The sequence below is a fragment of the Streptomyces sp. NPDC085866 genome (assembly GCF_044541035.1).
In the GTDB taxonomy this organism is placed as follows: domain Bacteria; phylum Actinomycetota; class Actinomycetes; order Streptomycetales; family Streptomycetaceae; genus Streptomyces.
In genome coordinates this window covers 155290-177516 of record NZ_JBITSQ010000006.1, presented here as the reverse complement: position 1 = coordinate 177516, position 22227 = coordinate 155290, and the positions used below count along the sequence as shown (strand labels likewise).

Annotated in this window: 17 protein-coding genes; 13 read left to right on the top strand and 4 right to left on the bottom strand. The window is 70.9% G+C overall.

What is annotated here, in order from left to right; all coding sequences use genetic code 11:
* Positions 1-1877 (bottom strand): tetratricopeptide repeat protein (locus ACIF83_RS16495; protein WP_399727389.1); only part of this gene is annotated, 1877 nt, incomplete at its 3' end.
* 310 nt (positions 1878-2187) lie between these two features.
* Entirely contained in the window at positions 2188-3936 is a 1749-nt protein-coding gene (locus ACIF83_RS16490) for a dolichyl-phosphate-mannose--protein mannosyltransferase (protein WP_398139401.1), read from the bottom strand.
* Positions 3937-4042: 106 nt separating this feature from the next.
* Here ACIF83_RS16490 and rsmI point away from each other — a divergent pair, with 106 nt between their 5' ends.
* The 10 genes from rsmI to ACIF83_RS16440 all read left to right on the top strand — a co-directional run bounded on the left by rsmI (position 4043) and on the right by ACIF83_RS16440 (position 16584).
* Positions 4043-4891 (top strand): 16S rRNA (cytidine(1402)-2'-O)-methyltransferase, encoded by an 849-nt coding sequence (gene rsmI, locus ACIF83_RS16485; RefSeq protein WP_393471714.1) that lies wholly within the window; start codon positions 4043-4045, stop codon positions 4889-4891.
* A 331-nt stretch (positions 4892-5222) separates the two neighbouring features.
* Positions 5223-5636 (top strand): hypothetical protein, encoded by a 414-nt coding sequence (locus ACIF83_RS16480; protein ID WP_393471712.1) that lies wholly within the window; start codon positions 5223-5225, stop codon positions 5634-5636.
* A gap of 47 nt (positions 5637-5683) precedes the next feature.
* Positions 5684-6562, top strand: a complete 879-nt coding sequence (locus ACIF83_RS16475) for a TatD family hydrolase (protein WP_393471709.1) — start codon at positions 5684-5686, stop codon at positions 6560-6562.
* A 114-nt stretch (positions 6563-6676) separates the two neighbouring features.
* The gene (locus ACIF83_RS16470) at positions 6677-8041 is read left to right on the top strand and encodes a ubiquitin-like domain-containing protein (protein ID WP_393471706.1); all 1365 of its coding nucleotides are present in this window, start codon (positions 6677-6679) and stop codon (positions 8039-8041) included.
* Positions 8042-8109: 68 nt separating this feature from the next.
* Entirely contained in the window at positions 8110-8979 is an 870-nt protein-coding gene (rsmA, locus tag ACIF83_RS16465; RefSeq protein ID WP_393471704.1) for a 16S rRNA (adenine(1518)-N(6)/adenine(1519)-N(6))-dimethyltransferase RsmA, read from the top strand.
* Positions 8976-9875 carry a 4-(cytidine 5'-diphospho)-2-C-methyl-D-erythritol kinase gene (locus ACIF83_RS16460; RefSeq protein WP_393471701.1) on the top strand — a complete coding sequence of 300 codons (900 nt, stop codon included), beginning with the start codon at positions 8976-8978 and terminating at the stop codon, positions 9873-9875. The genes rsmA and ACIF83_RS16460 overlap by 4 nt, the downstream gene beginning before the upstream one ends.
* Positions 9876-9957: 82 nt before the next feature.
* Positions 9958-11766 (top strand): ABC-F family ATP-binding cassette domain-containing protein, encoded by a 1809-nt coding sequence (locus tag ACIF83_RS16455; RefSeq protein WP_398139403.1) that lies wholly within the window; start codon positions 9958-9960, stop codon positions 11764-11766.
* A 235-nt stretch (positions 11767-12001) separates the two neighbouring features.
* A complete protein-coding gene (locus ACIF83_RS16450) occupies positions 12002-13798 on the top strand; it encodes a PQQ-binding-like beta-propeller repeat protein (protein WP_399727380.1) in 1797 nt (598 codons plus the stop codon).
* Between the two features lie 67 nt (positions 13799-13865).
* Positions 13866-15656 (top strand): PQQ-binding-like beta-propeller repeat protein, encoded by a 1791-nt coding sequence (locus tag ACIF83_RS16445; protein ID WP_399727377.1) that lies wholly within the window; start codon positions 13866-13868, stop codon positions 15654-15656.
* A 235-nt stretch (positions 15657-15891) separates the two neighbouring features.
* On the top strand, positions 15892-16584 hold the full coding sequence (locus tag ACIF83_RS16440) for a LuxR C-terminal-related transcriptional regulator (RefSeq protein ID WP_393471689.1): 693 nt from the start codon (positions 15892-15894) through the stop codon (positions 16582-16584).
* A gap of 21 nt (positions 16585-16605) precedes the next feature.
* Here the strand turns inward: ACIF83_RS16440 and ACIF83_RS16435 are convergent, their stop codons facing one another.
* Both ACIF83_RS16435 and ACIF83_RS16430 read right to left on the bottom strand, forming a co-directional pair.
* A complete protein-coding gene (locus ACIF83_RS16435) occupies positions 16606-16959 on the bottom strand; it encodes a hypothetical protein (protein WP_393471686.1) in 354 nt (117 codons plus the stop codon).
* Positions 16960-16980: 21 nt separating this feature from the next.
* Positions 16981-18672: a sodium:solute symporter family protein gene (locus ACIF83_RS16430; protein WP_393471684.1), complete on the bottom strand. Its 1692-nt coding sequence runs from the start codon at positions 18670-18672 to the stop codon at positions 16981-16983.
* Positions 18673-18883: 211 nt separating this feature from the next.
* On the opposite strand from ACIF83_RS16430, the gene ACIF83_RS16425 reads away from it, so the two are divergent.
* Genes ACIF83_RS16425 through galK form a run of 3 tightly spaced genes read left to right on the top strand, consistent with a single transcriptional unit; the run spans position 18884 to position 22115 of the window.
* Positions 18884-19993: a DUF4931 domain-containing protein gene (locus ACIF83_RS16425; protein ID WP_399727373.1), complete on the top strand. Its 1110-nt coding sequence runs from the start codon at positions 18884-18886 to the stop codon at positions 19991-19993.
* The gene (gene galE / locus ACIF83_RS16420; RefSeq protein ID WP_393471679.1) at positions 19990-20961 is read left to right on the top strand and encodes a UDP-glucose 4-epimerase GalE; all 972 of its coding nucleotides are present in this window, start codon (positions 19990-19992) and stop codon (positions 20959-20961) included. Before ACIF83_RS16425 ends, galE begins: the two co-directional genes overlap by 4 nt.
* Entirely contained in the window at positions 20961-22115 is a 1155-nt protein-coding gene (galK, locus tag ACIF83_RS16415) for a galactokinase (RefSeq protein ID WP_399727370.1), read from the top strand. The genes galE and galK overlap by 1 nt, the downstream gene beginning before the upstream one ends.
* Positions 22116-22227 lie beyond the last annotated feature (112 nt).

The following is a 22227-nucleotide window of genomic DNA, read 5'->3' as shown; positions in this document are numbered from 1 at the left end:
AGGGTGTGGGGGTGGTCCTCACCCAGCACCCTCAGCCGGTCGGCCAGCAGTTCCTCGAACGCGGCTACGGCACCGGCCGCATCTCCTGCCGTCCCCCGCCAGTAGGCGAGGTTGTGGCGGGCGGTCAGGGTGTGGGGGTGGTCCTCACCCTGCACCCGCAGCCGGTCGGCCAGCAGCTCCTCGAACGCGGCTACGGCACCCGCCGCGTCTCCCGCCTCCCCCCGCCACCGGGCGAGGTCGTCGCGGGTGGTCAGGGTGTCGGGGTGGTCCTCACCCAGCACCCTCAGCCAGTCGGCCAGCAGTTCCTCGAACGCGGCTACGGCGCCAGCCGCGTCCCCCGCATACCCCCGCCACCGGGCGAGGCTGTGGCGGGCGGTCAGGGTGTCTGGGTGGTCGGGGCCGAGGCGGTGGCCGGTGGTCTCGGTCAGGCGACGGAAGTGGGCTGCGGCGGCGGCGACCTGGCCGGCTTCGCCGAGGCTGCGTCCGGCCCGGTACAGCAACCTATGCGCGTAGGGCTGGTACAGGGCATCTTCGGCGGTGCGGGTGAGGGTGGTGGCGTTGGCGCGCAGGGCCTGGGCGAGTTCGGTGTCGCGTTCGATGGCGGGCCAGGCGGTGGTGAGGGCGTCGGCGGTGGTGCGGGCGAGTCGGTCGTGCTGGTCGGGGGTGAGCGTGTCACGGGTGGCGCGCTGGATGACCTGGTGGACACGGACAGCTTGGTGCGGAGAGGCGGGAATGTGGTCGATGAGGCTGAGCCGGTGCAGAGCCCGCAGAGCACCGACCGCCTCGTCTGCAGTGACGGACACGGGAGTCTTGCGGTGCCGGGTCAGGTGGGTAAGGGCGGGTGCGCTGGTCAGGACGGTTTCGGGGATGCCGTTGGGGCTGAGGAGCGAGGCGAGCTGGAGCATCGGGCGGGCCAGGCCCACCGGGCGCAGGGTGTCGGCGCGCTCGACGGACAGCGACCAGGCCGCCGCCGCGGTCTGGGTCTGGCCGTCGGGTAGGACCTCGGGGGCGGCGTCGGCGAGCAGGGTGGCGCGGTCGGCCAGCCGAGCCCGGTAGGCGGTGGCGCTGATGCCGGCGTCGATGAGGTAGGCGGCGGCTTGCGACAGTGCGAGCGGCAGGTGCCCTAAGTCGTGGGCGAGCGCGGCGAGCTGTTCATCGGGCTCACGGCGGCTACGGGCGCCCAGCGCGGCGGTGAGGTAGGCGAGGGACTCAGCCTCGGTGAACAGTCCGACCTTGATGAGACGGCCAGCCAGGGCGGCGTCCTGGCGGCGGGTGGTGACCAGGGTCCGGCCGTGCGGGCCGGCCGGCGGCCACAGCCCGTTCAGGTCGGCCGGGTCGGTGACGTCATCGAGGACCACCAGCCACCGGCACGGCGCAGCGTTCGCCTTGGGCTCCAGCCAGGCCAAAAACGCGCGCGCGGCCGTCTCCCGGTCCGCCGGGTCGGCACCCAGGATCTCCACCGCGGCCTGCGCATACCCAGAGGTGACTGCGGTGGCATTGCTCGCGGTGATCCACACCAACACATCCAGCTCACCGGCCCGCAAAGCCGTGCGGGCGTAGTCGGCGGCGAGCTGGGTCTTGCCCACCCCACCCATCCCGGCCAGCACCTGCCCGTGCACCGTGTCCTGCCCCACCAGGACCGCGGCCTGCCCACCCGTGAGGGCTTCACGCAGCCGCACCACTTCGGCCCGGGTCTGGAAACAGCCCGCCCGCGGCGGCATCACCCCCACCTGATGCGGCCACACGGCCGCAGGCCGCAGTGTTCCGTAGTAGTGGTTGTGGTCGCCCTTGCCCGTGACCGGGCCGGTGAACACACCACCACGGAAATCGACGTGGTCGCCACCATCAGCGCCGTACTGCGCTTCCCCGCCCGCCACCCCAAGCCCCCTCGAACACGGTCGGATCCAGCATCCCGACCGTACCCGCGCACCCACCCCGGCCACCGGCTGTTCGCGACACAGAGCAGACCTGGAACAGACGCTGATTCCCCCAGGCATCCCCCAGCAGCAGCACGCAGAGCAAAACCTGCAGGTCACGGATAGCGGACTTAGCCAGCTGCAAATCTGCCGGTGACCGCAGCCGGGCCGTCCTCGGGCCGTCCGAGGGAGACCCACGACAACCGCCCACCACCAACAACGGCCAGGAGGGCGCGGCAGTCTGCCGCGCCCTCCTGGTGTATCTGCCGAGCTAGACCCAGGTGTCCAACCACATCCGCGACCGCCAGCTGTCGATAGGAATCGCGGTCCCCGTGTACAGCGGCCAGAAGTAGATGAAGTTCCAGGCGATCAGCAGGACCAGGACGCCCGCTGCCGATGCGCCGATCACCCGGCGGGTCTCCGTGGAGCCCGGTGGGCCGATGATCGCGCCGATCAGCATGGCCACCGCAAGGCACAGGAACGGCAGGAAGACGACCGCGTAGAAGAGGAAGATCGTCCGCTCCTGGTACATGAACCAGGGCAGGTAGCCGGCCGCGATCCCGCAGGCGATGGCGCCGGCCCGCCAGTCGCGGCGCAGCAGCCAGCGCCACAGTACGTACAGGAGCGCGAAGCAGGCCGCCCACCACAGCAGCGGTGTGCCGATGGCCAGCACCTCCCGGGCGCACTTCTGGCCGGCGTCGGCCGGGCAGCCGTCGGTGCCGGGGGAGGGGGACTCGTAGAAGTACGACACCGGGCGGCCCAGCACGATCCAGCTCCACGGGTTGGACTGGTAGGTGTGCGGGGACGACAGCCCGATGTGGAACTTGTACACCTCGTGCTCGTAGTGCCACAGGCTGCGCAGCCAGTCCGGCAGGAAAGCCCAGTTTCCGCCCCTGCCGTCGGTCGCCGCCCAGTTGCGGAAGTAGCCGCCGGTGCCGTCGGTCGGGGAGAGGATCCAGCCGGTCCAGGAGACCAGGTAGACGGTGAGCGCCACCGGGAACGTCGCGAGGAACGTGATGCCGGTGTCGTACTTGAGCGCCGCGAGGTACGGGTGCCGGGCGCCGGCCGTCCTGCGGGCGCCCGCGTCCCACAGCACCGCCATCACACAGAACGCGGCCAGGATGTACAGGCCGTTCCACTTCGTGCCGATGGCCAGGCCCAGCATCAGCCCGGCGCCCCAGCGCCAGGGCCGCCAGCCGAAGCGGAAGGTGTCGCCGACGTGGTCGTCCGGGCGTACCCGGCCGTCGGGTCCGGCCGGCAGCGCGGCGGCGAGTTTCTCCCGTGACCTGTCCCGGTCGACGACCAGGCAGCCGAACGCGGCCACGACGAAGAACATCAGCACGCCGTCGAGCAGCGAGGTCCGGCTCATCACGAAGTGCAGGCCGTCCACCGCCATCAGCACGCCCGCCAGACAGCCGAGGAACGTCGAGCGGAACATCCGGCGGCCGATCCGGCACAGCAGCAGGACGGAGAGCGTCCCCAGCAGCGCCGTCATGAACCGCCAGCCGAACGGGTTGAACCCGAACATCAGCTCGCCCAGGCCGATGACGTACTTGCCGACCGGCGGGTGCACGACGTACGCCGCGTCCGTGGGGATCACGAGATGGCCGTGGGTCTGCAGCACCAGGTCGTTGGCGTTCTTGTCCCAGTTGACCTCGTACCCGCGGTGGACGAGCGCCCAGGCGTCCTTGGCGTAGTACGTCTCGTCGAATATCACCGCGCGCGGGCTGCCCAGGTTCCAGAACCGCATCAGGCCCGCCATCAGCGTCACCAGCAGCGGACCGACCCAGCCCGACCAGCGAGTGATCCGTTCCGCCAGGACCGGTGGGACGCCCAGCGCCTGCCACAGGCGCGGACTCGGCTCGACGTACGGCGGCACCAGCCGGTCGCGTACGTCGCCCGAAGGAGCGTCCTTGGCGGGCGTGTAGCCGAATCGGCGCAGCCGCTGCTGCCACGACGGCCGCTGGTCGTGCGGTGCCTGGCCCTGCCGGAGGTCCGTGGAGGACGCGGTACTGGTCACCGCGCCATCGTAGGGAACCGTTCTGTGTGAGTCCCGTGCATGTGAGGTACCGGTCGGGATGCGGTCGCTTTCCTCCCTCCTCGCCGGCCCTGGGAGGATGGGGGGCGTGACTGGAACCCTTGTCCTGGCAGGTACCCCCATCGGCGACATCGCGGACGCGCCGCCCCGGCTGGCCGAGGAGCTGGCGGGCGCCGACGTCGTCGCAGCCGAGGACACGCGTCGGCTGCGCCGGCTCACCCAGGCGCTGGGTGTGACCCCCAAGGGCCGCGTGGTGTCGTACTTCGAGGGCAACGAAGCCGCCCGCACGCCCGAGCTGGTCGAGGAGCTGCTCGGCGGCGCGCGCGTGCTGCTCGTCACGGACGCGGGGATGCCGTCGGTCTCCGACCCGGGGTACCGGCTGGTCGCGGCCGCCGTGGAGAAGGACATCCGGGTCACCGCCGTCCCCGGGCCGTCCGCCGTGCTCACCGCCCTCGCCCTGTCCGGGCTGCCCGTCGACCGGTTCTGCTTCGAGGGCTTCCTGCCGCGCAAGGCGGGGGAGCGGCTGTCCCGGCTGCGCGAGGTCGCCGGTGAGCGGCGGACGCTCGTCTACTTCGAGGCCCCGCACCGGCTCGACGACACCCTCGCCGCGATGGCCGAGGTCTTCGGCGCGGAGCGGCGGGCGGCCGTGTGCCGTGAGCTGACCAAGACGTACGAGGAGGTGCGGCGGGGTCCGCTGGACGAGCTGGCGCGGTGGGCGGCCGAGGGGGTTCGTGGGGAGATCACCGTCGTGGTGGAGGGTGCGCCTGAATCCGGCCCCGAGGAACTCGACGCTGCGGAGCTGGTTCGCCGGGTGCGGGTTCGGGAGGAGGCGGGGGAGCGGCGCAAGGAGGCGATCGCCGCGGTGGCGGCGGAGGCCGGGCTGCAGAAGAGGATCGTTTTCGACGCGGTCGTTGCTGCGAAGAAGGCGGGGGACTGAGCCGAGGGTGCCGTCGGGGGTTCGGTTCTTGGCGGGTCGGCGGTCCTTCGCGGCTGGTCGCACAGCTCCCCGCGCCCCTTTCGGGGCGCGTCCCCCCGGCCTGCTGAACAGCCCTCTGAGCAGGAGCGTTCTCGGTTGAGCGCGCGCCCCATGCGGGGGCAAAGGGGCGGCGTCCAAGGCAAAGACCAGACCCCCTGTCCGGGGCCGATTTGGCAAGCGACGTCCAAATCGCCTCCAACACTCGACAGGCCTGATGCATTCGCTCCGGTGAAGGCGTCCACTGGTCGAAGGGACGCACCCGTCCCTCGTCCAGCGGACAAGAGGAGCTGGCATGAGCGAGATCGCAGGGCAGACCGGCCTCCGCGGTACGGCCACAGCCGTCGTTCACGAGTCCTACTCGTTCGCCTGCATGCGATGCGGGCACGGCTGGGAGCAGTCGTACGAGATAGAGCACCACACGGACGCCGACGGTCACGAGTTCGTGATGTACGTGGCCGACGGGCAGGTCGTGCCGTCCCCGCTGAGCCGGCCGACGTGCCAGAACTGCGACGGTCACGTCGTCCGGATCATGCGGCCGGGGCAGGTGTCGTCGGTACGCAGCGCGGCGCAGCACCACCAGGCACCGCGGGCCGAGGCGCCGCGGGCCGAGGCACCGCAGGCGGCGGAGGCGGCCGCGCGGGCCAAGGAACACCACCACTGGCATCTGTCCGATCTCCTGCACCCGTTCCAGCGCAGGGCGAGCTGAGCACGTCGCCGACGTTCGAACGCATGCTCCTTTCGTAGGATCGGGGCATGCCTTCGAACGCCGACAAGAACGCGGCACCGCCGCTCCCGGAGCCTCTCCGGGTGCCCGTGGCCGACTCCCACACCCACCTCGACATGCAGTCCGGCACCGTCGAGGAGGGTCTCGCGAAGGCCGCGTCGGTGGGTGTGACGACGGTCGTCCAGGTCGGCTGCGACATCAAGGGCTCGCAGTGGGCCGCCGAGACGGCCGCCGCGTACGAGAACGTCCACGCGACCGTCGCCCTGCACCCCAACGAGGCCCCGCGGATCGTCCACGGCGACCCCGACGGCTGGTCCCGGCAGGGCGCCCGGCAGCCGGGCGGTGACGCCGCGCTGGACGACGCCCTCGCCGAGATCGACCGGCTGGCCGGTCTGTCCCAGGTGAGGGGCGTCGGCGAGACGGGGCTGGACCACTTCCGCACCGGGCCCGAGGGCAAGGCCGCCCAGGAGCGGTCCTTCCGCGCCCACATCGAGATCGCCAAGCGGCACGGCAAGGCCCTCGTCATCCACGACCGTGACGCCCACGCCGACGTCCTGCGCGTCCTGAAGGAGGAGGGCGCCCCCGAACGCACCGTCTTCCACTGCTACTCCGGCGACGCCGAGATGGCCGAGATCTGTGCCCGCGAGGGCTACTTCATGTCCTTCGCCGGCAACGTCACCTTCAAGAACGCCCAGAACCTCCGGGACGCCCTCGTCGTCGCCCCGCTGGAGCTGGTCCTGGTGGAGACCGACGCGCCCTTCCTGACCCCGGCGCCCTACCGCGGACGGCCCAACGCCCCGTATCTGGTTCCGGTCACCGTGCGCGCGATGGCCGCCGTGCGCGGCATCGACGAGGACACCCTGGCGACCGCCCTGGGCGCGAACACCGCACGCGCCTTCGATTACTGACCGCAGATTCGGCGCGCAACAGTACGTAGTCGCGTCGCTTTGGACAGTGACATCCGCTCCGCTAGGTTCTGGGGGCCCGATCCGGACCCCTCTGGCCTTCTGGAGCGTGTCGGCGTGAGCAAGTCGCAGTACGAGACGTACGACCCGTACGGCCATGACGCCTCCGTGTACACCGCGGAGACGCTGCCCTACGGGATGTACGAGGACACCTACCGGCCCGCCTACGAGGCCGAGGCGTACTTCGTCACCGAACCGGTGCTGCCGTTGCCGCGGCAGGCGGCGAGCATGCCCGACGTTCCCGAACCGGTGATCCCGGAGTACGCCGCGCCCGAGGAGGCGGTCGGGCGGGCGGTGCGCCGGCGCAGGGCCCGCTCCGCCGAGCGCCCGGAGTCCGCGATGCGCCGTCTGCTGCCGCAGGCGCTGGTCGTCGTCTTCCTCGCCGGCGGCACCACCGCCTTCGTCGCCAAGGACAAGGCGGTCGAGCTGAGCGTCGACGGCGAACAGCGCACGCTGCACACCTTCGCCGACGACGTGTCGGAGCTGCTGGCCGAGGAGGGCGTGCGCGTGGGAGCCCACGACGTGGTCGCGCCCGCCCGCGGCGCGGCCCTCGCCAGCGGCGACGAGGTCGCGGTGCGCTACGGGCGCCCCGTACGGCTCACGCTGGACGGCGAGCGGCGCGAGGTGTGGACGACGGCGCACACGGTGGACGAGGCGCTCAGGGAGCTGGGGGTGCGCGCGGAGGGCGCGTACCTGTCGGCCTCGCGTTCCCGGAGCATCGGACGTGCCGGGCTCGCGCTGGACGTGCGCACCGAGCGCGCGGTCACGATCATGGCGGACGGCCGCACCCGCACCATCCGCACCAACGCGGCCACGGTGGGCGAGGCCGTCGAGGAGGCCGGTATCACCCTGCACGGGCAGGACACCACCTCCGTCCCGGCCGACAGCTTCCCGCGCGACGGGCAGACGGTGACCGTGCTGCGGGTGACCGGGGTCAGGGAGGTGCGCGAGGAGCAGATCGCCTTCGAGGTCGAGCGGACCGAGGACCCCTCCCTCTTCAAGGGCACCGAGGTCGTCGAACGGCTCGGACAGCCCGGGCTGCGCCGGGTCACCTACCTGCTGCGCACCGTCAACGGCGTCCGGGAGAAGCCGCGCAAGGAGAAGTCCGAGGTGGTGCGGGGGCCGCGCAAGCAGCTGGTGAAGGTGGGGACCAAGCCCCGGCCGAAGTCGGTGCAGGGCGCCGACCACCTCAACTGGCGCGGGCTGGCCGCGTGCGAGTCCGGTGGCCGTCCGCACGCGGTGGACCCGTCGGGGAACTACGGCGGGCTCTACCAGTTCGACACACACACCTGGCACAGCCTCGGCGGCAGCGGGCGTCCGCAGGACGCGACGGCGGACGAGCAGACGTTCCGTGCGAAGAAGCTGTACGTACGCGCCGGCGCCAGTCCTTGGCCGCACTGCGGGGCCCGGCTGCACAGGTAGCCGGAGTCGCAGCGCCGTCGGCCGACGCCCTGGCAACCCCGCCGTCCGCACCCCCGTACCCTTGTCCCGTGAGCAGCCCCACCCCCGACGCCCTTCTCGGCCCCGCCGACATCCGTGAGCTCGCGGCAGCGCTCGGTGTCCGTCCCACCAAGCAGCGCGGCCAGAACTTCGTGATCGACGCCAACACGGTCCGCCGTATCGTCCGTACCGCCGAGGTCCGCCCCGACGACGTGGTCGTCGAGGTCGGCCCGGGGCTCGGTTCCCTCACGCTCGCGCTGCTGGAGGTCGCCGACCGGGTCACCGCCGTCGAGATCGACGACGTGCTGGCCGGCGCGCTGCCCTCGACCATCGCCGCGCGCATGCCGGAGCGCGCCGAGCGGTTCGCGCTGGTCCACTCCGACGCCATGCACGTCGCCGAACTGCCCGGACCGCCGCCGACGGCCCTGGTGGCGAACCTGCCGTACAACGTGGCCGTACCCGTGCTGCTGCACATGCTCGACACCTTCCCGAGCATCGAGCGGACGCTCGTGATGGTGCAGTCCGAGGTCGCCGACCGACTGGCCGCCGCGCCCGGCTCCAAGGTGTACGGCGTCCCGTCCGTGAAGGCCAACTGGTACGCCGACGTGAAGCGGGCCGGGGCCATCGGGCGCAACGTCTTCTGGCCCGCGCCGAACGTCGACAGCGGGCTCGTCTCGCTCGTCCGGCGGGCCGAGCCGCTCAAGACGACGGCCTCGAAGGCGGAGGTCTTCGCGGTCGTCGACGCGGCGTTCGCGCAGCGGAGGAAGACCCTGCGCGCGGCGCTCGCCGGGTGGGCCGGGTCCGCCCCGGCCGCCGAGGCGGCGCTGGTCGCGGCCGGGATCTCGCCGCAGGCGCGCGGGGAGTCACTGACGGTCGAGGAGTTCGCTCGGATCGCCGAGCAGAAGGAGGCGGGCAAGTGAGCGTGACGGTACGGGTACCGGCGAAGGTCAACGTGCAGCTCGCGGTGGGTGCCGTCCGCCCCGACGGGTTCCACGACCTGGCCAACGTGTTCCTCGCGGTCGGTCTGTACGACGAGGTCACCGTCACGCCGGCGGACGAGCTCCGCATCACCTGCGAGGGGCCGGACGCGAGCCAGGTCCCGCTGGACGGCACCAACCTCGCCGCGCGCGCGGCCGTCGCGCTCGCCGGGCGCCGGGGCATCGAGCCGGCCGTGCACATCCACATCGCCAAGGACATCCCGGTCGCGGGCGGCATGGCGGGCGGAAGTGCGGACGGCGCGGGTGCGCTCCTCGCGTGCAACGCGCTCTGGGGGGCCGGCGCCTCCCGTGCCGAACTGCTCGCCATCTGCGCCGATCTGGGCAGCGACGTGCCGTTCAGCCTGGTCGGGGGCGCGGCCCTCGGGGTCGGGCGCGGTGAGCAGCTGACCGCCCTGGAGGTCGGCGGCACCTTCCACTGGGTGTTCGCGATGGCCGAGCGCGGACTGTCCACCCCGGCGGTCTTCCGCGAGTTCGACCGTCTCGCCGAGGGCCGTACGATCCCCGAGCCGACCGCCTCCGCCGACCTGCTCGACGCGCTCGCCAAGGGCGACCCCGAAGCGCTCGCGGCCGCCGTCTCCAACGATCTGCAGCCGGCCGCGCTCTCCCTCTTCCCGGAGCTGGCCGACACCCTCGACGCGGGTCGCGGCGCGGGTGCGCTCACCGCGCTCGTCTCCGGTTCGGGTCCCACGACGGCCTTCCTCGCCCGCGACGCGGAGTCCGCGTCGAAGGTCGCCGAGGCCCTGCGGGGTTCCGGTACCTGCCGCACGGTGCGCACGGCGACGGCGCCCGCGTCCGGCGCGACCGTGCTGCCTGACTGAGTGCGCTGACCTGCGGCGGGAAGGGGCGCGGCCGCCGCCGACTACGCTGGAAGGTCGATCCGTCCCCCTTGGCAGGAGTGAAATGGCCGTCAACCTGGTCAATGTCGAGAACGTCAGCAAGGTGTACGGCACCCGTGCCCTGCTGGACGGCGTCTCGCTCGGTGTGTCCGAGGGCGACCGGATCGGTGTGGTGGGCCGCAACGGCGACGGCAAGACCACGCTCATCCGGATGCTCGCCAAGGTGGAGGAGGCCGACACCGGACGCGTCACCCACTCCGGCGGGCTGCGCCTCGGCGTGCTCACCCAGCACGACTCCCTCGACCCCGCCGCCACCGTCCGCCACGAGGTCATCGGCGACATGGCCGACCACGAGTGGGCCGGCAACGCCAAGGTCAGGGACGTGCTCACCGGGCTGTTCGGCGGGCTCGACCTGCCCGGCTTCCCGAAGGGGCTCGACACCGTCATCGGGCCGCTGTCCGGTGGCGAGCGGCGCCGTATCGCGCTCGCCAAGCTGCTCATCGAGGAACAGGACCTGCTCGTCCTCGACGAGCCCACCAACCACCTCGACGTCGAGGGCATCTCCTGGCTGGCCCGGCACCTGCAGAACCGCCGCTCGGCGCTGGTCTGCGTGACGCACGACCGCTGGTTCCTCGACCAGGTCTGCACCCGCATGTGGGACGTGCAGCGCGGCGACGTCTACGAGTACGAGGGCGGCTACTCCGACTACGTCTTCGCGCGCGCGGAGCGGGAGCGGATCGCCGCGACCGAGGAGGCCAAGCGGCAGAACCTCATCCGCAAGGAGCTGGCCTGGCTGCGCCGCGGGGCGCCCGCGCGCACCTCCAAGCCGCGCTTCCGGGTGGAGGCCGCCAACGAGCTGATCGCGGACGTGCCGCCGCCCCGGGACAGCAGCGAGCTGATGAAGTTCGCCTCCTCCCGCCTCGGCAAGACGGTCTTCGACCTGGAGAACGTCACCGTGCAGGCCGGACCCAAGGTGCTGCTCAAGCACGTCACCTGGCAGCTCGGCCCCGGCGACCGCATCGGCCTCGTCGGCGTCAACGGCGCCGGCAAGACCTCCCTGCTGCGGGCCATGGCCGAGGCGGCGCGGACCGAGGGGGAGACGCAGCCGGCGGGCGGCCGGGTCGCCGTCGGGAAGACCGTCAAGCTCGCCTACCTCTCCCAGGAGGTCGCCGAACTCGACCCCAGCTGGCGGGTCCTGGAGGCCGTGCAGCAGGTCCGGGAGCGCGTCGACCTCGGCAAGGGGCGCGAGCTGACGGCCGGCCAGCTGTGCGAGACGTTCGGCTTCAGCAAGGAGAAGCAGTGGACGCCGGTCGGCGACCTGTCCGGTGGTGAGCGCCGGCGCCTGCAGCTGCTGCGCCTGCTCATGGACGAGCCCAACGTCCTCTTCCTCGACGAGCCCACCAACGACCTCGACATCGAGACCCTCACCCAGCTGGAGGACGTCCTCGACGGCTGGCCCGGCTCGATGATCGTCATCTCCCACGACCGGTTCTTCGTGGAGCGCACCACGGACCGGGTGTTCGCCCTCCTCGGCGACGGCGCCCTGCGGATGCTGCCGCGCGGCATCGACGAGTACCTGGAGCGCCGTCAGCGGATGGAGGAGGCGGTCGCCGCACAGGCCGCCGCCACGGCGCCGAAGCCGGACACGTCGGAGAAGAGCGCCGCCGACCAGCGTGCCGCCAAGAAGGAACTCCAGCGGATCGAGCGTCAGTTGGACAAGGTCTCCGAGAAGGAGTCCAAGCTGCACGCCCAGATCGCCGAGAACGCCACCGACTTCACGAAGGTCGCCGAACTGGACGGCCAGTTGCGCGATCTGGCCACAGAGCGCGAGGAACTGGAGCTGCGCTGGCTGGAACTGGCGGAGGACGCCTGACCTCTCACGCATCTCGCGCAGGGGGCGCGTGCGCTGCGTGAAGGGGGCGTGAAGGCGCATAACGGCGACGTCACGGGCCGGTCCTCCCTTGGGAACAGGGGAGGGCACGGCCCCGTGTGCTGTCTGTCCTTGGTGATAGAAAGAGCCGTCTGAGAACTGTCTGAGTACGACCTTGGGTCCGTGAACGAACCTCAGGGCGTGGCTAAAAATCAGTGAACGAGGGGGAAGAGCGCTGATGACTCAGCCGCCCAACCAGCCGCCGCAGGGCGGCTTCGGAGCACCGCAGGACCAACCGCCGTACGGTGGCGGATTCGGGGCGCCGCAGTCGCCGCCGCCTCCGGCGGCCCAGCCGCCCCAGGCACCGGCCCAGCCTCCTCAGCCTCCGCAGCCCCAGCCCGGCTACGGCTACCCGCAGCAGCCCGGCCCCTACGCCCAGCCGGGCCCGTACGGAACCCCCGGCGCACCCGGAGCCGGCGCACCGGGCCCGTACGCCCAGCCTCCGCAGCCCGGCGCGTACGCCGCCCAGCCCGGCTACGGATATCCGCAGCAGCCGCCCCAGTTCCCGGGCGCGCCCGGCACCGTGCCCGGTGCCCCCTATGGCGGGAAACCGGCGTCCAAGGGGCGGACGGCGCTGATCATCGGTGCCGCGGTGGCCGCGCTGGCCGTCATCGGCGGCACCGTCTACGCGGTCACGAGCGATGGCGGCAGCGGCAAGAAGCCGGTGGCCCACAAGAGCGACGACGGCAAGCAGTCCTCCGGCGCCCCGGTCAACCCCGGTGACGGCAGCGGCGACGGCGGTGCGGACCCGGAGAACCTCAACGCCGGCCGCAAGCCCGGCGAGGCGAAGGTGCTCTGGTACAAGACCGCACCCGACGCCCCCGGTTCCGGAGCCGACGCGCCCGGCATGTGGATCACCGGCAAGACGGCGGTGAAGGCGGCGTACAAGCAGCTCGTCGCCTACAACGTCGGCAACGGCAACCCGTCTTGGGACCCGATCGCCTTCCCGCAGAAGATCTGCGCGGTCACCCCGGAGAAGTCCGCCGACGACAAGATCGTCGTGGCGTACATGAGCGGCGTCAGCGACCGCGCCAAGTGCAACCAGATCCAGCAGATCGACCTGAACACCGGCAAGAAGGGCTGGAGCGGCGAGGTCGCCGACGGCGCGCTGTTCGACAGCGCGATCAGCATCGAACTGACCATCAGCGGAAAGACGTTGATGGTGGGCCGTTCCCAGTCGGGCACGGCGTACGACCTCGAGACCGGCCACAAGCTGTTCGACAAGAAGAAGTACGGCACGGACTGCTTCCCGACCGCGTTCGCGGGCGGCACGGGCCGGCTGGTCCAGGTGGCCTCCTGCGGCGCCGGCGGCGGCAACGAGCACGACGAGATCCAGGAACTCGACCCGGCCAGCGGCAAGGTGAAGTGGACGCAGCCGGTCAAGAAGGGCTGGACGGTCGCGCGGACCTACTCCCTCGACCCGCTGGTGGTCTACCTGACCAACGAGAGCAAGAAGGCCTGGAACATCTCCACCTTCACCAAGGACGGCAAGTTCCGCTCGGAGGTCAAGGTGAACGAGAAGTTCGCCCCGCACTGCGGCTGGGCGATCCTCGAACGCGACCTGCAGGGCTGCCAGGGCGTCGCCGTCGACGGCGACACGCTCTACCTGCCCACCGACGCCACGAGCGGCGCCAACGAGATCGTGGCCATCAGCCTGGCCAACGGCAAGCAGAAGTGGCGCGTCAAGTCCCCCGTGGACGAGTCGATGTCCCCGCTGCGGACCGAGGGCGGCAAGCTGATCGCGTATGTGCACCCGTCGTACGAGGCTGGCGGCCAGGTCGTGTCGATCCCGACCTCCGGCGGCTCGCACACCCCGGCCAAGGTGCTGCAGAACCCGGCGGGCACCGCGGAGATCGAGGACACCTTCTTCGACGGCGACGTCGAGTGGGCCGACGGGCGTTTCTTCATCTCCTCCACCCGGTTGTCCGGCAACGACGACTCGAAGGAGAAGCTGATGATGGCCTTCGGCAAGTGAGTCCCGGTCCGTCTCCCGTCCTCCTTCCGCCGTCCGGCCCCGAGAGCTTCACCGAGGTACCTTCGTCATGACCCAGCCGCCTCCTCCGCCCCCGAACCAGCCGCCGAACCAGCCCCCGCAGCAGGGCGGCTTCGGCCCGCCCCAGCCCCCGGCACCTCAGCCGTCCCAACCCCAGCCCGGCTATGGCTACCCCCAGGCACCCCAGCCGCCCCAGGCCCCGCAGCCCGGCTACGGCTACCCGCAGGCTCCGCAGCCCCAGCCCGGCTACGGCTACCCCCAGGCACCCCAGGCCCCGCAGCCGCCCCAGCCCCAGCCCGGCTACGGCTACCCCGGCGCGCCGCAGAACCCGTACACCCAGCCGCAGGGTTACGGCTACCCCGGCGCTCCCACCGTGCCGATGGCGCCGCAGCCGGCGCAGTCCGGCGGCGGGAAGAACAACAACGCCCTCGTCATCATCGTCGCGGCGCTCGTCGTGATCGGCCTGATCGTCGGCGGCGGAGTCTGGTACGCCAAGTCCTCCGGGGACGACGGCAAGAAGGACGACACCGCGAGCTCCAGCGGGGGCCCGGGCGGCAAGGACGGCTCCGGGGGCACGTCCTCGGGCGGCAAGGAGAAGGTGCCTGCGAACACCGCCGCCAACGTCCTCTTCAAGGTCCCGATGCCCAAGACGAACGACTCCGTCGTCACCGCGGGCTCCTGGCTGACCGACACCGTGTACGCCAAGAGCGGGATCGCGGAGATCGTCGGCTACGACCCCGCCAAGGGCGCCAAGCTGTGGACGCTCAAGCTGCCCGGCCCGGTGTGCACGGCCAGCAAGCACGTCACCGCGGACAACAAGACGGCGATCGTCTTCCAGCCGAAGATGCCCGCGAAGGGCTCCACCGCGGGATGCAGCCAGGTCGCGGCCGTCGACCTCACCAAGGGCACCAAGCTGTGGACGAAGACGGTCAAGACCGGTGATTCCCTGATCAGCCTGGAGAACGTGACGGTCTCTCAGCACACCGTCGCGGTCGGCAGCACCAGCGGCGGTGCCGCGTTCGACATCGACTCCGGCAAGCCGCTGTGGCAGCCGAAGCCGACGGACTCCTGCTACGACAACGGATACGGCGGCGGCCCCAAACTGGTCGCGGTGCGCAAGTGCGGCAGCTACGGCAGCCGTCAGCTGCACATCCAGACCATCGACCCGACCTCCGGGAAGGTGATCTCCGACTACCAGATGGCCACGGGCATCGAATACGCCAGCGTCGTCTCGACCGACCCGCTGGTGGTGGCCGCCGACGTCGGCAACAGCGCCGGCGACGGCAGCGGCATCTCGGACTACTTCTCCATCGACAACAAGACCGGCAAGCTGCTCACCCGCATCTCCGCGCCCGGTGACACCTACGCCGGCCGCTGCGAGGGCATCACCCGTGTCGAGGACTGCCGGGAGGTCGTCGCGGGCGCCGGCAAGCTGTACGTGCCGACCGAGCAGCACGACGGCAGCGGCCAGTACAGCAAGACCAACGAGATCGTCGCCTTCGACCTGACCACCGGCAAGCAGACCGGCCAGCGCGCCGAGGCCGGCGACGGCTACACGATCTCCCCGCTGCGCATGGACGGCGGCAACCTGCTCGCCTACAAGCAGCCGCCGTACAACAAGGGCGGCCAGGTCGTCAGCATCGACGGCGGCTCCTTCAAGGCGACCAAGCTGCTGGAGAACCCGGCCGCGCAGGACGTGCGGCAGGCGGAATCCACGATGGCCCCGGACTACTCGGAGATCCGGTACGGGCAGGGACGGCTGTTCATGTCGGCCGCGTACGCGCACAAGGTGTCGTACGGCAAGGAGTATCTGCTGCTCGCGTTCGGCGCGGGCGGCTGATCGCACGCCCCCGGGCGCTTCAGAGCGCCCGGGGTGAATGCCAGGTATTACCAGGGAGTGCCCCGGATTTCGTCGATCCGGGGCACTTCTCCTTCATAGGGGCAGCGCGACGTCGAACAAGCGTGTAGCTTCCGGGGGGCATGAAGGCAGGGGCGCCGGGGGGCGGCCCTCTGTCGTGGTGGACCGGTGGGCGTCCATAGTGGGGCATCCATGGGGGGGACTGGGGGGTTGCTCTATGGGAGTGCGGCTCATGGTCGTCGACGACCATCGCCTGCTCGCGGAGGCGTTGGCGTCGGCGTTGAAGTTGCGCGGGCACCGGGTACTGGCGGCGGCGGCGCCGGCCGCGGGCGCGGCGGATCTGGTGATCGCGCGGGCGCCGGAGGTGTGCCTGCTGGGGACGGCGGCGCCGGCCGAGCCGGGGGCCTTCGACCCGGTGGTGAAGATCAAGCGGGACCGTCCGCAGGTGGCGGTACTGGTGCTGGGCCCGGTGCCGTCGCCGCGGGGTATCGCGGCGGCCTTCGCGGCCGGTGCGTCGGGGTACGTACGGCACGACGAGCGGATCGAGGGGGTCGAGCGGGCCATCATGAAGGCCCGGGCGGGGGAGGCAGCGGTGGCGCCGCAGCTGCTGCAGGGCGCCTTCGGCGAGCTGCTCAATCCGGCGGCCCAGCCCGATGACGAGGGGCAGCGGCTGCTGCAGATGCTGACGCCGCGGGAGGTGGAGGTGCTGGTGCGGGTGGCCGACGGCGAGGACACCCGGCTGATCGCGGCGGGCATGGGCATCGCCCCGAGCACAGCCCGTACCCACGTCCAGCGGGTACTGATGAAGCTGGGCGTGGGTTCCCGTCTGGAGGCGGCGGCCCTGGCAGCCCGCACAGGCCTGCTGGACAGGGCGGGCCTCCTGACGGACTCGTCGGAGCCGGAGCTGTAGGCAACTCCGACTCCGAGCCGGCTACGAGGTCGGCTCCTCCTTCTCCTCCGGCAACTGCTCCGGAGGAAGCGGCGGGGGAGTCGGCCGCAGCTTCAGCCACGCCAGGAAGAAGATGCCGAGGAGCAGCATGCCGATGCCGGTCCACAGGTTGATGTTGATGCCCTGGGCCTTGTCGATGGCGGCCTGGGAGTCGGTGATGCCGACGATCGTGACCATGACGCCGTAGACCACGAAGAGGCCACCGATGATGCGGCGCAGGTCGAAGATGCGGGCCGCGGTCGCCGACTTGCCCTCCAGCTCGGTGACCTCCCGCTGGACGTCCTCCTCCGAGTAGTGGAAGTGCTCGTGCTCGTGACGGCGAGAATGCTCGGTCATGGTTTCCTCATCCTCCCGCGGTCAGAACGAGAACGGGATGTAGCAGGCGGCGGCCAGGACGATCGCGCCCCAGCCCAGCAGGGCCGGCTTGCGGTACCAGGCGTCGTCGCCGGCGGCCGGCGGTTCGGCCATGCCGGGGGAGCGGGTGCCGTAGACCAGGCCCTCCAGCTCGTGGGCCGGCTTCGGCCGGGTGAACAGGGACACGGCGAACATGACGACCGCACCGGCGACGAAGCCCGCGATCGCGGAGACGAAGTTGGCGCCCTGGTCGGTGGGGATCGAGATGATGCCCTTCTTGTAGAAGACGAAGTAGTTGACCATCGCCGTGACGGTGCCCGCGAGCAGGCCCCAGAAGCCGGACTTGGCGGACGCGCGCTTCCAGAACATGCCGACGATGAAGACGACGAACATCGGCACGTTGAAGAAGGAGAACAGCGTCTGCAGGTAGGCCATGATGTTCGAGAACGACGAGGCCAGGAAGGCCGTGCCGACGGAGGCGACGACGCCGACCACGGTGATCAGGCGGCCGAAGCGCACGTAGTACGAGTCCTCGCGGCCGCGCACGACGTAGCGGCCCCAGATGTCGTTGGTGAACACCGTGTTGAACGAGGACACGTTGGCGGCCATGCCGGCCATGAACGCGGCGAGCAGACCGGTGACCGCGATGCCGAGCACGCCGTTGGGCAGCAGCTCCTGCATCAGGAAGGGGATGGCGTCGTTGTACTGGTAGCCGGAGCCGGGGCTGCCGAACTTCGGGATGATCGCGGCGGCGACCAGGCCCGGGATCATCACCAGGAAGACGATGAAGACCTTCGGGTAGGCGGCGATCAGCGGGGTGCGCTGGGAGGCGGAGAGATTCTTCGCGGACAGGGCGCGCTGCACCTCGGCGAAGTTGGTCGTCCAGTAGCCGAAGGAGAGCACGAAGCCGAGGCCGAGGACGATGGTCAGCCAGTTGGCGCCGAGCGGGTTGGCGCTGCCGATGCCGGTGCCGCCCCAGGCGGTGGTGAAGTCGGGGCCGTGGGTGGCGGTGAGCTTGTCGGTCAGGCCGCCCCAGCCGCCGACCTTCTTCAGGCCGAGGACGGTGATCGGGATGAGGGCGGCGAGGATCACGAAGAACTGCAGCACCTCGTTGTAGATCGCGGAGGACAGGCCGCCCAGCGTGATGTACGCGAGCACGAAGGCGCCGGCGACCACGATGGCCACCCACTGCGGCCAGCCGAGCAGGGCCTCGACGACGATCGCGAGGGCGTAGAGGTTGACACCGGCGATCAGGATGGCGGCGAAGGCGAACAAGATCGAACTGAGCAGGTGGGCGCCCCGGTCGAAGCGCAGCAGCAGGAACTCGGGGACCGAGCGGACCTTGCTGCCGTAGTAGAAGGGCATCATCACCAGGCCCAGGAAGACCATGGCGGGGATGGCGCCGATCCAGTACCAGTGCACCGTGTAGGCGCCGTACTGGGCGCTGTTCGCGGCCATGCCCAGGATCTCCGTGGCCGCCAGGTTCGCCGAGATGAAGGCGAGGCCGGTGATCCAGGCGGGCAGCGAGCGTCCCGAGAGGAAGAAGTCGAGGGTGGTCTTCACCGAGCGGCGGGCGGCGAAGCCGATGCCGAGGACGACGACGAAGTAGATCGCCAGGATCGCGTAGTCCAGCCCGTTGGTGGGGAGCCGTAGCTGCGCCGCCAGTTCTGTGGGGGCATATGTGGGGGTTTGCATGAGAACTCGCTTCGTTGCGCGAACTGATCCAGAGCGGAACCTATGCCTCCGCGTTCAGCAATTGAACACTTCTGTTGATGTCCTTTGTTTGATTGTGATGGTCCAGGGTGTTGTCGGGTTGTGGTCTGTTATGTTTGATTGTGTTGAGTGATTGGGTGCGGACACGCCCCGCGGGCTGTTCCCCCAGGGGCGCTTGATCAAGGAGTCCGGCGTGAAGAAGACCTCGACCCGGCTGGCCGACGGTCGTGAGCTGATCTACTACGACCTTCGGGACGACACCGTGCGGGACGCCGTCGACCGCCGCCCGCTGGACCGTACGATCACCACGTCCGAGGTCCGCCGCGATGTGCTGCTCGGTGACTCGGTGGCGATCGCCTCCCACCGGCAGGGCCGCACGTACCATCCGCCGGCCGACGAGTGCCCGCTGTGCCCGACGCGGGGCGAGCGGCTCAGCGAGATCCCGGACTCCTCGTACGACGTCGTCGTCTTCGAGAACCGCTTCCCGTCGCTCGCGGGCGACTCCGGCCGCTGCGAGGTCGTCTGCTTCACCTCCGACCACGACGCCTCCTTCGCCGACCTCACCGAGGAGCAGGCCCGCCTGGTGCTGGACGCCTGGACGGACCGCACCTCGGAGCTGTCGCACCTGCCCTCCGTCGAGCAGGTGTTCTGTTTCGAGAACCGGGGTGAAGAGATCGGCGTGACCCTCGGACACCCGCACGGTCAGATCTACGCCTACCCCTTCACCACGCCCCGCACCGCACTGATGCTCCGCTCGCTCGCCGCCCACAAGGAGGCGGCCGGCGGGGAGAACCTGTTCGACGCCGTCCTGGAGCAGGAACTCGCCGGGGAGCGGGTCGTCCTTGAGGGTGAACACTGGGTGGCCTTCGTGCCCTACGCGGCGCACTGGCCCTACGAGGTCCACCTGTACCCGAAGCGCCGCGTCCCCGATCTGCTCGCGCTCGACGAGCCGGCACGCACAGAATTCCCTCAGATCTATCTGGAACTCTTGAGGCGCTTCGACCGGATCTTCGATGGGTGGGACGCAGGGAAAGAAGGGGCGCGGGATGGAGGGAAAGAAGGGGCAGGTGAGCCCCCTACGCCCTACATCGCGGCCTGGCACCAGGCCCCGTTCGGCCCGCTGGAGGAGTTCGACGGTGTGACGCGGGACGACTTCGCGCTCCACCTCGAGCTTTTCACCATCCGCCGCACTTCCGGCAAGCTGAAGTTTCTCGCGGGTTCCGAGTCCGGCATGAACGTGTTCATCAACGATGTGCCGCCGGAGCGCGCGGCCGAGCGACTGCGAGAGGTAGCTAGTTCATGAAGTACCTGGTGACGGGCGGGGCGGGTTACGTCGGCAGCGTGGTGGCCCAGCACCTGCTGGAGGCCGGACACGAGGTCACCGTCCTCGACAACCTCTCCACCGGCTTCCGTGTGGGCGTGCCCGCCGGTGCCGCGTTCGTCGAGGGCGACATCCGCGACGCCGCCAAGTGGCTCGACGCCTCCTACGACGGCGTGCTGCACTTCGCCGCCTCCTCGCAGGTCGGCGAGTCGGTGGTGAAGCCGGAGAAGTACTGGGACAACAACGTGGCCGGCAGCATGGCCCTGCTCGGCGCCATGCGTGAGGCGGGCGTCCGCAAGCTGGTCTTCTCCTCCACCGCGGCCACCTACGGCGAGCCGGAGCAGGTCCCGATCGTGGAGAGCGCCCCGACGAAGCCGACCAACCCCTACGGCGCCACCAAGCTCGCCGTCGACCACATGATCACCAGCGAGGCGAACGCACACGGCCTGGCCGCGGTGTCCCTGCGCTACTTCAACGTGGCCGGCGCCTATGGGGCGTACGGCGAGCGCCACGACCCCGAGTCGCACCTGATCCCGCTCGTCCTTCAGGTCGCCCAGGGCCGCCGCGACGCGATCTCCGTCTTCGGCGACGACTACCCGACCCCGGACGGCACCTGCATCCGCGACTACATCCACGTCGCGGACCTGGCCGAGGCCCACCTGCTGGCCCTCACGGCCGCGCGGCCGGGCGAGCACCTGATCTGCAACCTCGGCAACGGCAGTGGCTTCTCCGTGCGCGAGGTCGTCGAGACCGCCCGCTCGGTCACCGGCCATCCGATCCCCGAGGTCGTGGCCCCGCGCCGCGGCGGGGACCCGGCGGTCCTGGTCGCCTCGGCTGACACGGCCCGCGAGAAGCTGGGCTGGAACCCGTCCCGCGCGGACCTCGCGGGGATCGTCGCGGACGCGTGGGAGTTCGCGCGGCACATCGCAAGCACGGCAAGGGAGCAGTAGTGGGGGCACAGCAGGTCCGGGAGCGCTTCGCCGAGCTGTACGGGGCCGAGCCGGAGGGAGTGTGGGCGGCGCCCGGCCGGGTCAACCTGATCGGCGAGCACACCGACTACAACGACGGCTTCGTGATGCCCTTCGCGTTGCCGCACCAGGCCACCGCGGCGGTCTCCCGCCGCACCGACGGCGTCCTGCGCCTGCACTCGGCGGACGTCGAGGGCGGGGTCGTGGAACTGCGGCTCGACTCCCTCGCCCCGCAGAGCGACGAGAACTGGACGGCCTACCCGGCGGGCGTGGTCTGGGCGCTGCGCGAGGCCGGGCACCCGGTCACCGGCGCCGACGTCCACCTCTCCTCCACGGTCCCGACCGGCGCGGGCCTGTCCTCCTCCGCGGCCCTGGAGGTCGTGATCGCGCTCGCGCTGTGCGACCTGTACGACCTCGGCCTGCAGCGCTGGCAGCTGGCCCGCCTGTGCCAGCGCGCCGAGAACGTCTACGTCGGCGCGCCGACCGGGATCATGGACCAGACGGCGTCGGCCTGCTGCGAGGAGGGCCACGCGCTCTTCCTCGACACCCGCGACCTGTCCCAGCGGCAGATCCCCTTCGACCTCGCGGCCGAGGGCCTGCGCCTGCTGGTGGTCGACACGCAGGTCAAGCACGCCCACAGCGGCGGCGAGTACGGCAAGCGCAGGGCCGGCTGCGAGAAGGGCGCGGCCCTGCTCGGCGTGGACGCCCTGCGTGACATCGCCTACGCCGACCTGGACGCGGCCCTCGCCCGCCTCGGCGACGAGGAGGAGGTCGTCCGCCTGGTCCGGCACGTCGTCACCGAGGACCAGCGGGTGGAGCGGGTGGTGGAACTCCTGCGCGCCGGCGAGACCCGGGCCATCGGCCCGGTCCTCACCGAGGGCCACGCCTCCCTGCGCGACGACTTCCGCATCTCCTGCCCGGAGCTGGACCTGGTCGTCGACACCGCCCTCGCGAACGGCGCACTCGGCGCCCGGATGACCGGCGGCGGCTTCGGCGGCTCGGCGATCGTCCTCGCGGAGGCCACCGACGTGGACACCCTCACCAAGGCGGTCGAGGAGGCCTTCGCCGTGGCCGGCTTCATGTCCCCGCGCGTCTTCGAGGCGGTTCCGGCGGCGGGGGCCCGGCGGGTGGACTGACCACCTCGGTTCCCACGGCCCACACCGGCCTCGTACGCGATCGACGTGTACGGGGCCGGTGTCGTCGTTCCCGGACCTCGGCGCCGGGCGTCGAAGTGCCAAGCCGTCGTAG